The sequence below is a fragment of the Mesorhizobium sp. C089B genome, assembly GCF_030323125.1.
Classification (GTDB): Bacteria; Pseudomonadota; Alphaproteobacteria; order Rhizobiales; family Rhizobiaceae; genus Mesorhizobium.
Genome location: NZ_CP100469.1, coordinates 4552428 through 4565038, shown reverse-complemented (window position 1 = coordinate 4565038; position 12611 = coordinate 4552428). Strand labels below are relative to the sequence as shown.

16 protein-coding genes are annotated in these 12611 nt (G+C 62.9%); 6 read left to right on the top strand and 10 right to left on the bottom strand.

Annotation, left to right across the window (positions count from 1 at the left end; translation table 11 throughout):
* Positions 1-321 precede the first annotated feature (321 nt).
* The gene (locus NLY44_RS22525) at positions 322-507 is read right to left on the bottom strand and encodes a hypothetical protein (protein ID WP_023672095.1); all 186 of its coding nucleotides are present in this window, start codon (positions 505-507) and stop codon (positions 322-324) included.
* A gap of 309 nt (positions 508-816) precedes the next feature.
* Between NLY44_RS22525 and NLY44_RS22520 the strand changes: the two genes are divergently transcribed.
* The 4 genes from NLY44_RS22520 (at position 817) to NLY44_RS22505 (ending at position 4058) form a co-directional block, all read left to right on the top strand.
* Positions 817-1176 carry a septal ring lytic transglycosylase RlpA family protein gene (locus NLY44_RS22520; RefSeq protein ID WP_023672096.1) on the top strand — a complete coding sequence of 120 codons (360 nt, stop codon included), beginning with the start codon at positions 817-819 and terminating at the stop codon, positions 1174-1176.
* A 252-nt stretch (positions 1177-1428) separates the two neighbouring features.
* Positions 1429-2706: a polyhydroxyalkanoate depolymerase gene (locus NLY44_RS22515; protein ID WP_023805853.1), complete on the top strand. Its 1278-nt coding sequence runs from the start codon at positions 1429-1431 to the stop codon at positions 2704-2706.
* A 192-nt stretch (positions 2707-2898) separates the two neighbouring features.
* The gene (locus tag NLY44_RS22510; protein WP_023805854.1) at positions 2899-3516 is read left to right on the top strand and encodes a transglutaminase-like cysteine peptidase; all 618 of its coding nucleotides are present in this window, start codon (positions 2899-2901) and stop codon (positions 3514-3516) included.
* 335 nt (positions 3517-3851) lie between these two features.
* Complete coding sequence (locus NLY44_RS22505) at positions 3852-4058, top strand: hypothetical protein (RefSeq protein ID WP_023672099.1); 207 nt, start codon at positions 3852-3854, stop codon at positions 4056-4058.
* 95 nt (positions 4059-4153) lie between these two features.
* On the opposite strand, the gene NLY44_RS22500 is transcribed toward NLY44_RS22505, so the two are convergent.
* The 4 genes from NLY44_RS22500 to NLY44_RS22485 all read right to left on the bottom strand — a co-directional run bounded on the left by NLY44_RS22500 (position 4154) and on the right by NLY44_RS22485 (position 6921).
* On the bottom strand, positions 4154-4522 hold the full coding sequence (locus NLY44_RS22500; protein WP_023672100.1) for a helix-turn-helix domain-containing protein: 369 nt from the start codon (positions 4520-4522) through the stop codon (positions 4154-4156).
* On the bottom strand, positions 4522-5040 hold the full coding sequence (locus tag NLY44_RS22495) for a Smr/MutS family protein (RefSeq protein ID WP_023692923.1): 519 nt from the start codon (positions 5038-5040) through the stop codon (positions 4522-4524). The genes NLY44_RS22500 and NLY44_RS22495 overlap by 1 nt, the downstream gene beginning before the upstream one ends.
* The gene (gene mltA / locus NLY44_RS22490) at positions 5037-6137 is read right to left on the bottom strand and encodes a murein transglycosylase A (protein ID WP_023805856.1); all 1101 of its coding nucleotides are present in this window, start codon (positions 6135-6137) and stop codon (positions 5037-5039) included. The genes NLY44_RS22495 and mltA overlap by 4 nt, the downstream gene beginning before the upstream one ends.
* A gap of 79 nt (positions 6138-6216) precedes the next feature.
* The gene (locus NLY44_RS22485) at positions 6217-6921 is read right to left on the bottom strand and encodes a Tim44/TimA family putative adaptor protein (RefSeq protein WP_023672103.1); all 705 of its coding nucleotides are present in this window, start codon (positions 6919-6921) and stop codon (positions 6217-6219) included.
* Between the two features lie 196 nt (positions 6922-7117).
* Between NLY44_RS22485 and NLY44_RS22480 the strand changes: the two genes are divergently transcribed.
* The gene (locus NLY44_RS22480) at positions 7118-7618 is read left to right on the top strand and encodes an FxsA family protein (RefSeq protein WP_023805857.1); all 501 of its coding nucleotides are present in this window, start codon (positions 7118-7120) and stop codon (positions 7616-7618) included.
* A gap of 164 nt (positions 7619-7782) precedes the next feature.
* Positions 7783-8283: a protein-export chaperone SecB gene (secB, locus tag NLY44_RS22475; protein WP_023805858.1), complete on the top strand. Its 501-nt coding sequence runs from the start codon at positions 7783-7785 to the stop codon at positions 8281-8283.
* A gap of 261 nt (positions 8284-8544) precedes the next feature.
* On the opposite strand, the gene dnaQ is transcribed toward secB, so the two are convergent.
* The 5 genes from dnaQ to NLY44_RS22450 all read right to left on the bottom strand — a co-directional run bounded on the left by dnaQ (position 8545) and on the right by NLY44_RS22450 (position 12286).
* Positions 8545-9249, bottom strand: a complete 705-nt coding sequence (gene dnaQ, locus NLY44_RS22470) for a DNA polymerase III subunit epsilon (RefSeq protein ID WP_023672106.1) — start codon at positions 9247-9249, stop codon at positions 8545-8547.
* A 125-nt stretch (positions 9250-9374) separates the two neighbouring features.
* Complete coding sequence (gene coaE / locus NLY44_RS22465) at positions 9375-9959, bottom strand: dephospho-CoA kinase (RefSeq protein ID WP_023687592.1); 585 nt, start codon at positions 9957-9959, stop codon at positions 9375-9377.
* 27 nt (positions 9960-9986) lie between these two features.
* Positions 9987-10814 carry a shikimate dehydrogenase gene (locus NLY44_RS22460; RefSeq protein ID WP_023805859.1) on the bottom strand — a complete coding sequence of 276 codons (828 nt, stop codon included), beginning with the start codon at positions 10812-10814 and terminating at the stop codon, positions 9987-9989.
* Positions 10807-11406, bottom strand: a complete 600-nt coding sequence (locus tag NLY44_RS22455; RefSeq protein ID WP_023805860.1) for a Maf-like protein — start codon at positions 11404-11406, stop codon at positions 10807-10809. The genes NLY44_RS22460 and NLY44_RS22455 overlap by 8 nt, the downstream gene beginning before the upstream one ends.
* A 58-nt stretch (positions 11407-11464) precedes the next feature.
* On the bottom strand, positions 11465-12286 hold the full coding sequence (locus NLY44_RS22450; protein ID WP_023805861.1) for a pyruvate, water dikinase regulatory protein: 822 nt from the start codon (positions 12284-12286) through the stop codon (positions 11465-11467).
* Positions 12287-12611: the final 325 nt, after the last annotated feature.

Sequence of the window (12611 nt, the reverse complement as noted above, 5' to 3'; positions counted from 1 at the left end):
AGCCTATCGCGGGCAGGGCATTCTATCCGAACCGGATAGATAGGTAACAGAATGGACCGGCAATATGGGGTGGCTGTTTTCTTGCTCGCCGGGTTGGCCCTGTTTGCGACTGCGGGTTTGACCAGCGCCTTCCCCCACTCCGTCACCGCTTCGCGGCGCCACCTCTCCCCCCTCCGGAGGGAGGGGAAGGGAGCCAGGCCGCATAAGTTCGCGCCCCTGCAAGGCTCGCGCCTTTCCTCTCCCCCGTCGATCGGGGGAGAGGTGTCGAGCGAAGCTCGACGGAGTGGGGGTCGATCTGTGGCGGTCGACTTTCGTCGCAACTCACCCCGGCGAACGGCTCGCCCATACCAGCCCGGCGAAACCGACCAGCATGGTCACGATGCCGATATAGAGCCATTGCGACTGGCCGGTCATGAAGCTGCCGCCGACCACGCCAATGCCTTGCAGCGACCACAGCGCGCCGATGGCCAGTACGATCAGAGCCAGCAGATATTTGAGCAGTCTCATCGTTGGAATCCCTTTTCAAAGTCGATGGTCAACTGCGCCATGACCGTGATGACAGAGCGGAAGGACGGCGCCCAATCGCGCTCTCTTCTACTTGTAATATAACGTCCTGCCTTGCTCACGGAATCTGTGAAACAGCTCGCAATATCGCCGGCGATACGGCCGCGCCACACGAAAGATGCCTGACAAACTGTTTCCCAGCGACTCCAAACGTGTGCCGGTGCCACGGAACTGCCCGATGCTTGCCGCATTTCCTGCCTTATTCGACACTTAACGGCTGGGGTCTGTCGAAAACGGAGCCAATCCCCCAACATGAAGAAAACAAACCAGACCGCGCTTGTCGCGGTAACGATCGCGGCTGGCCTGATGGTCGGTGCATCCGCCTCCTCCGCCGCTGGCCAGTGCGGCCGCGCCTCCTGGTACGCACTGCATTCCAGGACCGCCAATGGCGAACGCATGAACCCGTCGGCGCTGACCGCCGCGCACCGCAGCCTGCCTTTCGGCACCAAGTTGAAAGTGACCAACCAGAATAATGGCCGCAGCGTCATCGTGCGCATCAACGACCGCGGCCCGTTCATCAAAGGGCGCGTGCTCGATCTGTCCAAGGGCGCCGCCGGCCAACTCGGCTTCATCGGCTCCGGCCATACCTCGGTGTGCATGGCGCGCGTCTAGATCTGTCCAAGTCCGGCCCGATCGGGCCGGACACATCCTGCCCCGTCGTCCAACAGCCTTGCATTTTGCAGTGCACATTGGGCCGGCTGCACCCGCCCAACGCGGTTTCTCAAGGCCTTGGACGAAAGATTGGCATATGTCACGCCACGTGACGTATTGCATCGCAGCAATATCTTGTTAACCTCCGCGCGAGACATTCAAGGCTCGGCGCTGTCCGTCGTCCCTTCGGTCACGGCAGCTGCGGAGTACCTGATGTTCTACCAGCTCTATGAAATGAACCATGCCGCCCTGCAGCCCGCGCGGCTTTATGCCGATGCAGTGCGGCTGTTCTACACCAACCCGCTCAATCCGTTTTCGCATACGCCGTGGGGCCGCTCGGTCGCCGCCACCGCCGAACTGTTCGAGCGCACGACGCGCCGCTACAGCAAGCCGCATTTCGGCCTGAGCAAGACCGTGGTCGACTGGAAGAGCGTCGAGGTCAGCGAAAAGACGGTGTGGTCGAAGCCGTTCTGCAATCTTACCCGCTTCGAGCGGTCGGTGCCCGCCGGGCGAAAGGCCGACCCCAAGCTTCTCATTGTGGCGCCGATGTCGGGCCATTATGCGACGCTGCTGCGCGGCACGGTCGAGGCGATGCTGCCCTATGCCGACGTGCACATCACCGACTGGGTCGATGCCCGCATGGTACCGGTGATTGACGGCCATTTCGACCTCGACGATTATATCGACTACATCATCGACATGCTGCATGCGCTGGGGCCGGACACCCATGTGATGGCGGTGTGCCAGCCTTCGGTGCCGGTGCTGGCAGCGGTGGCGCTGATGGAAAAGCGCGGCGATCCCTTCGTGCCCTCGACCATGACCTTGATGGGCGGGCCGATCGACACCCGCCGCAATCCGACCGCGGTCAATCTTCTGGCCAAGGAAAAGGGCATCGACTGGTTCCGCGACAACGTCATCATGCACGCGCCCTGGCCGGTGCCGGGCTTCGGCCGCGAAGTCTATCCGGGCTTCCTGCAGCTGTCGGGCTTCATGAGCATGAACCTCGACCGGCACATCACCGCCCACAAGGACTTCTTCATGCACCTGGTCAAGCATGACGGCGACAGTGCCGAGAAGCACCGCGATTTCTACGACGAATATCTGGCGGTGATGGACCTGACGGCGGAATTCTATCTGCAGACCGTCGACACGGTGTTCGTGCGCCATGCGCTGCCCAAGGGCGAGATGACGCATCGCGGCGAGGTGGTCGACACCAAGGCGATCCGCAATGTCGCGCTGTTCACGGTCGAAGGCGAGAACGACGACATTTCCGGTCTCGGCCAGACCCAGGCCGCGCATGATCTCTGCCCCAACATCCCGGCTGACCGGCATGCGCATTACATGCAGCCGGCCGTCGGCCATTACGGCGTTTTCAACGGGTCGCGATTCCGCTCGGAAATCGTGCCGCGCATCGTCGATTTCATCACCAGCTACGGCCGCCAGAACCGGGTTGCGGTGAAACCAAGGCTGGTCCGCTCCGCCAAAAGCTGAGGCTCGATCCAGCTGCAGAGTGCATTGCCCGCAGCAGCGGGGCGATTTTGCGCGCCACAGGCGTTCTGTTGCACAATAGACGCTATTGGGCGGGCGCGGGTAACCATGCCGAAGAATCTGGCTCCCCCCATAATTGACACGGAGTGTAAATCCCCTTTAACCTTTCGTTAACAACAAGGGCGAACGGGGACAATGACTTCCTCACCGATAGCACGGACGCTGCGCTTGTGGGCGGCAGCAGGGCTGGCGATCTCTGCGTGCGGGGCAGTGCCGGCACTTGCAGGCGGCGCCATGGCGACGGGCGGCATGACCTCGCAGCCGATCGGCCACTATGATTTCTGTAAAACCCAGCCCGGCGAATGCTCGATCCGGCCGAGCAACCTCAACCCCGCCGCGATGACCGACGCCTTCATGCGCAAGCTGATCAACGTGACGTCAAGGGTCAACGCCGCCGTAAAGCCGATGAGCGACTACGACATCTATGGCAAGGACGAGGTCTGGGCCTATCCCGACAAGGGCGTCGGCGATTGCGAAGACTATGTGCTGGAAAAGCGCCGCCAGCTCTCGCGCTCTGGCGTGTCGCTGGCCGATCTCTTGATCACCGTCGTGCGCAAGCCGGACGGCGAAGGCCATGCCGTGCTGACCGTGCGCACCGACAAGGGCGACTACGTCCTCGACAATCTGACCGACAAGGTGAAGATCTGGGACGCCACCGGCTATCGCTTCCTCAAGCGGCAGGCCATCGACAACACCGGCCGCTGGGTCTCGATCCGCGGCGGCCAGCAGGTACTGGTCGGCGCGGTTCAGTAAATAAGGACGATGCATGTGAGCGCGTCGCTGCGAACAGCTTCGTCGGAAGCCCGCGGCTAATAACTTTCACGAGATAACCGCAAGTCGGCGCTGCCCCTCATTGCCCTGCCGGGCATTTCTCCCCGTATATGACGGGGAGAAAGATGCTGCCATCGGTGATTTCGCCAATCGTCAACGTTGCAAAATAGTCGCCGGCAGGCGGATGAGGGCAGCGCTGCCCTCGAAATCTTATCTCTCGAAACGCCTCCTCAAAAAATTTCGCTACCTGCGTGAACCAAACCGTCTCCAGCGGCGACACACAGCCGTAAACAGAAACCCAACCATGGAGACTTCAAATGACTGCTTTCCTGCGTAATGCTTTCCTCGCCGCCATCGCGGTATCGTCCCTGGCCGGATCCGCTATGGCCGACCAGACCGGCTGCGCCAAGAACAACCAGTGGGGCAATCGCTGTTGCGATCTCACCTCGGACTGCCTGGGTGGCGGTCGCGGCGGCGATCATGACAGCACTGGCGGCCGTGGCGGCCAGGCCGGCGCGAAGTAATCTCGCTATATGCCCGCTGGCTAACGGCCGGCGGGCATCGCCTTCAGGATGAAATGCCGGCGCTATTGATGAGCATTCGTGGCCTTGGCGCCGCCCTACTTACGCCGCTCCAGTGCCGCCCGGATCGAGCCGGTGATGCGGGCAAGCTCGGCTTCGTCCAGCTTCTCGATGTTTTCGGCCAACAGATTGGCCAACTCGGTGGCAGCAGGACTGAGGCCGGACGTATCGAGTCTCACCCGCGGATGTGAGGCCTCGGCCAGACGCGCCAGCTCTTCGGCATCGTCCCAGATGACGTTGAAATAGCCGATGATCTTCTGGATCAGCGTCCAGGTCGGCGCGCCGCGGCGGCCATGTTCCAGCGCCGACAGATAGGCGGCGCTGACTCCGATCGCCTGCGCCATGTCCTTCTGGCGCAAGCCGCGCTCGGCTCGAAGCGCCCGCAGTTTTTCGCCGAACGGCGTCATCAGCGGGTTCGCCTGAGCCGAACGTAGAGCGCGCCCGAACCGCCGTGGTTGCGGGCGGCGTGATCGTGGCTGGAGACCAGCGGCCGGAAGGCAGGCGTCGACAACCAGGCAGGCACGGCGCGCCGCAAGACGCCGTCGCCGCCCGACGATGACCCTTTTCCCGTAATGACGAGGACATAGCGGACCCCGCCGGCATGGGCCCGGTGCAGGAACGAAAACAGCAGCGAATAGGCCTCGTCCTGGGTCATGCCATGCAGATCGACGCGGCCTTCGATCGGCAGCCGGCCCTTCTTCAGCTTGTCCAATGTCGGCTCGTCCAGCGCGTGCGATACATGCTGCGCCTTCGGCTTGGCGGCGAGGACCGGACCGACAGCGACCGGCGTCTGTGCCGGCTTGGGGTCGACGACAATGTCGGGAATCTCGACCGCAGTCCGGCCCTTCAACGGTCGGGCGGTGCGCGCCACCAGGTTCCACAGCACCCGGTCGTCTTCATTGAGTTTATCGGGGCGCTTGTTCATCGATTCGATTCCGAAACGAGAGCGCGTGGAACCAAGGCATAGAAATCGGCCGCATTGCGAACCACGCCGGCGATCTCGCCGGCCGCATCGCCGGAGCCGGCGAACAGATCGCCCCGCGCCGGTCCGGTGATGGCCGAACCGGTGTCCTGCGCAATCATCAGCCGCCGGAACGGTTTTCCATCGAAGGCGGTCAGCGACGGAGCGTCGATGTAGAAGGGGGTACCGAATGTGTGCAGCAGCCGGTCGACCGCGAGCGAACGGCCGGGCGTCAACGGCACCTTGGCGGCGGCGATAGGACCGAGTGCGGCATCGTCGACATCGGCTTCGCGAAAGAAGATGTAGGAGCCGTTCTGCCAGAGGATCTCGTCGACGCGATCCGGATGCGCCCTGAACCAGGCGCGGATAGACTGCATCGTCACTTTTTCCAGTGGGATTTCGCCGAGTTCGGCGAGAATCTTCCCCGGACCGCTGAAACGTTGGCCGGATTTGGCGGCGTAGGTGACGCGGCAAAGCCGGCCGTCGGTCATCTTCAGCCTGGCCGCACCTTGCACATGGATGAAGAAGACGTCGACCTTGTCGGCAAGCCAGGCGATTTCCAGGCCTTGGCCGGCCAGCGCGCCTCTCTCGATCTCACTGCGGTCGAAATACTCCACCAGGCCCTGCGGCGTATCGCGGGCGAAGGCGAGATAGTCGTCCATGCCCTTGGGGCGGTTGGCGTCATCGATGTCGACGAGGTCGGCCGGTCGCGCCAGAAGCGGCACGGTGAATTCATCCGTGCGCACTGGTGAGGCCTCGGCCTCCGGCTCGTAGAAGCCGGTGACCAGGCCGAGGTTTTCGGATCGAATCTGGACTGGGGCGAAATGGCGCTCGAAAAAAGCCTTGGCCGCCGACCGATTCGCCGGCGAAACGGTGCGCGCCTCGTCATAAGCGCCGGCAAACGCGTCGAACCGGACGCCCAACGAACCGGTGCGGTAGGGCTTGTTCAGGACATGAAAGGCCGAACGGCGGAAGGCTTCGAAAGCGGGCAGATGGTCATCGGAATTCCAACCGGGAAGATCATCGAAGGACTTTTCCACGAAAAGCGGCGAGAGCGACACCTCAGCCTCGCCACTGCCCATGTTTGCCTGCATGTCGCTATCCCAAAAAAGCTGCCCGCACCGGGCGACATGCATAGGCTCAGTCTTCTTCCTCGGTGGCGACCAGCTTCCAGTTCGGATCGCGCGAGCGTGTGTCGCGGGCGAAGGTCCAGACATCCTTGACCTCGGCCACCGTCTCGGGATCGCCATCGATGACGGCACCCGCCTTGTCGCGGGTCGCCGAAATCAGTTCGCTCACGATGCGCAGCGTGATGTGGGCCTCGCCGCCCTTCATCTCGGCCGAGACGATGTCGGCCTTGTCGATGCCGACGAAGGAGGACTGGATCTTTTCGGCTTTCGCCTCGCGGTCGCCAATCGCGGCAACGAAGCCGTCAAAAACCTCGCGCGACAACAGGTTCTTCAGCGTTTTTCGGTCGCCATCGGCATAGGCCATGACGATCATCTCATAAGCCATCTTGGCGCCGTCGACGAAGACTTTGGGGTCGAAGGAGGGATCATTATCCTTGATCGCGCGCAGGCCCTTGTTGAGGTCGGTGTCGGGCTTTGCGAAGGCATCGATGGCCGCATAGGTCTCGGCAGCCGTCTCGCCCGGCATGCGCTTGCGTGGCAGCGAAACCACATTTTCGGGCTTCTGGGTCGCGTCCTTCTCGGTGCGGCTGGCCGTGTACGGATCGAAGGGCGGGCGCTCGCTGCCCGTGCGGCGGCCAAGCACGTTGCGCAGCTGGAAAAAGATCACCACCGCCGCAATCAGAAAGAAAATGGTGCCGAAGTCGAAGAATCCCATATCTTTCGCCAATCAATCCTTGACCTGGCCGGGACCGCCAGCCAATCGGGCGGCGGTCGCATGGCGTTAAACATGCAAAGCATATAGAACGCATGGCGCAATCATTCAAATCAAAGGCAGGCATACCTATCTAACGGCCTCAGTGCCAGCGGCGATTATGCGCCGCCCGGCAAACATGGAAACGATCGGTCAAGACTTGCGCATTTCCTTCCTTCCTCTGTTCCTGCTTGCGCTGCCGCTGCTGGAAATCGCCGGTTTCGTCATTGTCGGCCGCGAGGTCGGGGCGCTCGCCACGGTCGGCCTGGTGCTGGCTTCAAGCATTGCCGGCGTGCTTCTGCTCCGGCACCAGGGTTTTGGTGTCATGGCGCGGGTCCGCGCCGAGATGGCCGGCGGCGGCGACCCCAGCCGCCAGCTCGCGCATGGCGCCATGATCGTGGTCGCCGCCATCCTGTTGATCATCCCCGGCTTCATTACCGATATTATCGGCCTGCTGCTGTTCCTGCCGCCGGTTCGCGACCTTGCCTGGCGCAGGCTCAAGGGCCGCATCGTCGTCGCGACCGATTTCACCGCCGGCGGTTTTCGCGGTAGGTCGCGCGACAAGGTCATCGACCTCGACGACGGCGACTATTCGCGCGAGGGCGATTTCAAGCGCGGTCCCGACCATAACTCGCCGTGGCGCCGCCTGAAGGACGACTGACCGTCGCCTTGAGGACGACTGACCGTCGCCTTGAGGACGACTGAGGCTACATCGACCCCTTCGGCCTGAAGGCGGCAAACCTTGTCTTGTCATGCCGACCATGCTAGCCAACGCCCGATTTCAATTCGGTCAGCGCTGCTGTCCAGGCAAAAGGAACAAGGCTCATGGCCAGCAAAGATGACGCGCCGGTCGGCGCCGCCAACGGCAACGGCGAAACGGCGCAGCCGTCGCTCAACGTGCTTGCCCAGTATGTGAAGGACCTGTCCTTCGAAAGCCCCGGCGCGCCGAACTCGCTGCGCGGCCGCGACAAGGCCCCCAGCATCGCGATCAACGTCAATGTCAATGCCAACCCGCTCTCCGACAAGCAGTTCGACGTCAATCTGACCTTGAACGCCAAGGCGTCCTTCGACCAGGAAGTGCTGTTCAATGTCGAACTGGTCTATGGCGGCGTCTTTGCCATCGCCGGCTTCCCGCAGGAGCACATGCTGCCCATCCTGTTCATCGAATGCCCGCGGCTTTTGTTCCCGTTCGCCCGCCAGATCATCGCCGAAGCCACCCGCAATGGCGGCTTCCCGCCCCTGATGCTCGACCCGATCGATTTCGCCCAGATGTTCCAGCAGAAGCTGGCCGAGGACCAGGCGGCATCCAAGGTCAAGGTGAGCTGAAGGCTCGCGTCGAGCGCATGAATTGAAAGTCCGGCTTCGTGCCGGGTTTTGTATACTGAGATGCTGGCGGGACAGCACCCCCCTCTGCCTTGCCAGGCATCTCCCCCTCAAGGGGGAGATGCCCGTCATCGCGACCTTCGCCAACTTTAGACGTTGCAGGAATGGGCTGGAGCGGCGAAGCTGCTGATCTCCCCCCTTGATTGAGGGGGAGATGGCCGGCAGGCCAGAGAGGGTGAACGGAACGCTACCTCCGCGATCCGTTCACCCCGCCGCCACCTTCAGCCACAGCGCCTTTTCACCGAGCGTCGCCACCAGCCCCGCATGCGCCGCTCGCTCGCCTTCAGTCAGGCGCGGCGGCAGGGCGATTGGCCTGGCGGCGATCGAGATGTCGATGTCGGCAACGTCGCCATTGCTGTTGAGCTGCACCACGACCGCGTCGAGGACAAGTGCGGCCTGCTTTCCGCCGATGAGTTCGATGTAGACTTCGGCCAGGAGCTCGGAATCGAGCAGCGCGCCGTGCTTGGTGCGGTGGCCGTTGTCGATGCCGTAGCGGCGGCAGAGCGCGTCGAGCGAATTGGGTCCCATAGGGTGCTTGCGCCGCGCCAGCGCCAGCGTGTCAACGACGCGCCCGGTGTCTATGGCCGGCTGGCCGAGCCGCCCGAATTCCGTGTTGAGGAAGCCGATGTCGAAATTGGCGTTGTGGGCGACGAGCTTGGCGCCGTCGGTGAAGGCGAGCCATTCCTCGGCGATTTCGGCAAAGGTCGGCTTGCCGACGAGGTCGGCGGCGCTGATGCCGTGCACGGCTTGCGCCTCGACATGGACGGCGCGCCCCTGCGGATTGATGAATTTGTGGAAGGTGCGGCCGGTCGGGAAGCGGTTGACCAGCTCGACGCCGCCAAGCTCGATGATGCGGTCGTCGCGCATGTCGAGTCCGGTGGTTTCGGTATCGAAAATGATCTCACGCATAGAATCAACCCACTCCTGGAGGAGTAGAATCATGGAGCGCAACAAAATGGCAATGGGCAATGCCGACAGCCTGCCGTCAGGAGCCTTATGGGCGCGACTTATCCCCCAGGAGTTAGCAGGCGAGCTCAGCGCCCTGAGAGCTCGGCAATGATCGCGCCGACCGCGCTGCGGGCGGCGTCCATGCCTTCACCGGTGTCGATGACGAAATCGGCCTGCCGGCGTTTTTCGGCATCGGGCACCTGCTTGGCCAGGATGGCCGCCAGCTTTTCCTCGCTCATATCAGGACGCGCCAGCACGCGGGCGCGCTGGATATTGGCCGGCGCGGTGACGACGACGACCTTGTCGACACGGTTGCGGCCGCCGGTTTCGAACAGCAGCGGAATGTCGAGCACGACGAGCGGCGCGGCGGCGGCGCGGTGCCTTGCCAGAAAGGCATCGGCATCGGCCCGCACCAGCGGATGGACGATCGCCTCCAATGTCTTCAGCGCAGCAGCGTTGCCGAGCACGCGGCGCGCCAACTCGGTGCGGTCGACCGAACCGGCAATCACGGTGCCGGGAAAGGCCGCCTCGACGAGAGGTGCTGCCTTGCCGGCATAGAGGCGATGCACGGTCTCGTCGGAGTCATGCACCGGCACGCCGGCGTCGACGAACATTTTCGCCGTCGTCGACTTGCCCATGCCGATCGACCCGGTGAGGCCAAGCACGATCATCATTTTGCGCCCATCATTTGCGACCCATCATTTGGCGACGATGTCGGCGACGATCATCTGTCGCAACTCAGGCGTGACCTGCGGCTTCTTGCCGAACCAGCGTTCGAAACCGGGCACAGCCTGGTGCAACAGCATGCCGAGCCCGTCGACCGTCTTCAAGTTTCTCGCGCGGGCAGCGGCAAGCAGCGGTGTTTCCAGCGGCACATAGACGATGTCTGCGACAATGGCGTGAGCTGGCAGGCCGGCCGGATCGGCGGCCAGCGTCGCATCGCCATGCATGCCAAGTGCCGTCGTGTTGATCAGCAAGCCGGCATCGCCAAGCAAGTCGCCGACCTCGCCATGCGCCGAGACGCCGGCCCCGAAGCGGTCGGCGAGTTCCTGCGCCCGCGCCAATGTGCGGTTGACGATGCGGATATCTTTGATGCCGCGCGATTTAAGCGCGTGGATGACCGCGCGCGACGCGCCACCGGCGCCGAGCACCACGGCCGGAGCGTTTCTCTCCCAGCCCCGGGCATGCTCGTCGAGATTGCCGGCAAAGCCGATCCAGTCCGAATTGCCGCCCCACAGCACGCCGTCGTCCAGCCACAGCATGTTGACCGCGCCGATCATCTCCGCCGCCTCGTCGCGGCGCTCGACCCGGGCGAAGGCGACTTCCTTGTGTGGAATGGTGACGTTGCCGCCCTGATAGCCATTGGCCTGGAGGGAAGAGAGGAACTCGGGAAAATCGGCCGGCGCGACATCGATCGCATGATAGCTGCCGTCGATGCCGTATGTGTTCAGCCAATAGCCGTGGATCTTCGGCGAGCGCGAATGCGCGATCGGATGGCCGGTGACGAAAGCTTTTTTCTCAACCATCGATGGCTCCGAGCGCACGCAATTCCGCCAGCACCGGCAACAGCGGCAGGCCGACAATGGTGAAATAATCGCCTTCGATCTTTTCGAACAGCTGGATGCCTTCGCCCTCGATCTGGTAGGCGCCGACGCTCGACAACGCCTTGGCGCCGACGCGGGCCAGGTGCCGGCCGACGAAGGCCGGATCGAGCTTGCGCATGGTAAGGCTGGCGATGCCGACATGGCGCCACAGCACCTTGCCGTTGCGGCAGAGCACGGCGGCGCTGTTCAGCTGATGCGTCTTGCCTGACAGCGCCAACAGATGGCGGCGGGCGCCTTCCATGTCGGCCGGCTTGTGGAACACTTCATCTCCCAGTGACAAAGTCTGGTCGCAGCCGAGCACCAGGGCGCCCGGTCTGCGTTCGCTGACCTCGGTCGCCTTGGCTTCGGCGAGTATCAGGGCGACATCTTCCGGCGACACACCGCTGTCCTGCAACGGCGCCTCGAGCGCACGCTCGTTGACATCGGCAGGCACCGCTTCGATGCCGAGCCCGGCATTGATGAGCATTGCTTTGCGGAACGGGCTGCCGGAGGCAAGGATGATTTTTTCGGTCATGGGTTCTGGGCCTGGTCGATAGTGGTTGATTGGGGCAGGAGGTCGCGTTGCCATCCCATCATCTATTCTTCCCCCGCAGGGCAACAATGGCTGCCGCGGTCTCTTCGATCGAACGGCGGCTGACGTCTATCATCGGCCAATTGTGGCGGGTGCAGATCTGGCGGGCATAGGCGAGCTCTTCGGCGATCGAGGCACGGTCGACATAATCGGTCGCTTCGTAGGTGCTGCTGTTGCCGAGCACGCGGTTCTGCCGGACATGCGAGATGCGTTCGGCGGTGGCGATCAGCCCGACGATCAGCGGCTTGGTGGCAGCGACCAGGCTTTCGGGCACCGGCACGCCGAGCACGATCGGGATGTTGGCGGTCTTGATGCCGCGGTTGGCGAGATAGATGCTGGTCGGCGTCTTCGATGTCCTGGAAATGCCGATCAGCACGACATCGGCTTCGTCCATGTTGAGCGGCAGCTGGCCGTCATCATGCTCCATCGTAAAATTGAGTGCGTCGATACGGTGGAAATAATCGGCATCGAGCACATGCTGGGCGCCGACGCGGCGGCCGGCCGGCGTGCCGAGATAGGACTGGAACACGGTGAGGACCGGCTCCAGCACCGAAACGCAGGGCAGCCCCATGGCGGCGCAGCGCTCGTCAATACCGCGCGCCAGCTTCTGGTCGACGACGGTGTAGAGGATGATGCCCGGTTCCTCTTCTATGTCCTCGAAGACTTTCGCCACCTGCTTTTCGGTGCGGATGAGCGGATAGATATGCTCGATGGCGCGCGCATCCTTGTATTGCGCCGAGGCGGCTCGGCCGGCCGCCAGCAGCGTCTCGCCGGTGGCGTCGGAAATCAGGTGCAGGTGAAAGAAGCTCTGGGGTTTGTTCACAGGGGGCGCCTCAGGCTGTGGGCTTGTGTGGATAAACCGGGGCCGCAAAGGCGACCGGCTGGAGGCGACTGTATCAGAAGGCCAGTTGTCCACAATTCGATGCGCTGTCAGCTTCACTGTGCGGTTGGGGACAAATCTGGGGACGGGCGTTTTTGCCAGCGCTTCATCCACAGAGGCGGTTTTTCAGCGGCTACGTCAAACCATTGACTCCAGTGATGGAATCCTGGTCATCCACACTCTTTGACAATCCCGCGGAAGAAACACGCGACAAAATGCTGGCTGGCCTTTTCCAGGGCAAAGCGGGACAGGTGACAACCACCGATAC

What these genes read in the sequence shown, in the direction of transcription:
- NLY44_RS22525 (WP_023672095.1), bottom strand. Translation starts at nt 507, where the DNA reads ATGAGACTGCTCAAATATCTGCTGGCTCTGATCGTACTGGCCATCGGC.
- NLY44_RS22510 (WP_023805854.1), top strand. Translation starts at nt 2,899, where the DNA reads ATGACTTCCTCACCGATAGCACGGACGCTGCGCTTGTGGGCGGCAGCA.
- NLY44_RS22455 (WP_023805860.1), bottom strand. Translation starts at nt 11,406, where the DNA reads ATGACCGAAAAAATCATCCTTGCCTCCGGCAGCCCGTTCCGCAAAGCA.
- NLY44_RS22485 (WP_023672103.1), bottom strand. Translation starts at nt 6,921, where the DNA reads ATGGGATTCTTCGACTTCGGCACCATTTTCTTTCTGATTGCGGCGGTG.
- coaE (WP_023687592.1), bottom strand. Translation starts at nt 9,959, where the DNA reads ATGATCGTGCTTGGCCTCACCGGGTCGATCGGCATGGGCAAGTCGACG.
- NLY44_RS22515 (WP_023805853.1), top strand. Translation starts at nt 1,429, where the DNA reads ATGTTCTACCAGCTCTATGAAATGAACCATGCCGCCCTGCAGCCCGCG.
- NLY44_RS22495 (WP_023692923.1), bottom strand. Translation starts at nt 5,040, where the DNA reads ATGAACAAGCGCCCCGATAAACTCAATGAAGACGACCGGGTGCTGTGG.
- NLY44_RS22520 (WP_023672096.1), top strand. Translation starts at nt 817, where the DNA reads ATGAAGAAAACAAACCAGACCGCGCTTGTCGCGGTAACGATCGCGGCT.
- NLY44_RS22460 (WP_023805859.1), bottom strand. Translation starts at nt 10,814, where the DNA reads ATGGTTGAGAAAAAAGCTTTCGTCACCGGCCATCCGATCGCGCATTCG.
- NLY44_RS22505 (WP_023672099.1), top strand. Translation starts at nt 3,852, where the DNA reads ATGACTGCTTTCCTGCGTAATGCTTTCCTCGCCGCCATCGCGGTATCG.
- NLY44_RS22500 (WP_023672100.1), bottom strand. Translation starts at nt 4,522, where the DNA reads ATGACGCCGTTCGGCGAAAAACTGCGGGCGCTTCGAGCCGAGCGCGGC.
- secB (WP_023805858.1), top strand. Translation starts at nt 7,783, where the DNA reads ATGGCCAGCAAAGATGACGCGCCGGTCGGCGCCGCCAACGGCAACGGC.
- dnaQ (WP_023672106.1), bottom strand. Translation starts at nt 9,249, where the DNA reads ATGCGTGAGATCATTTTCGATACCGAAACCACCGGACTCGACATGCGC.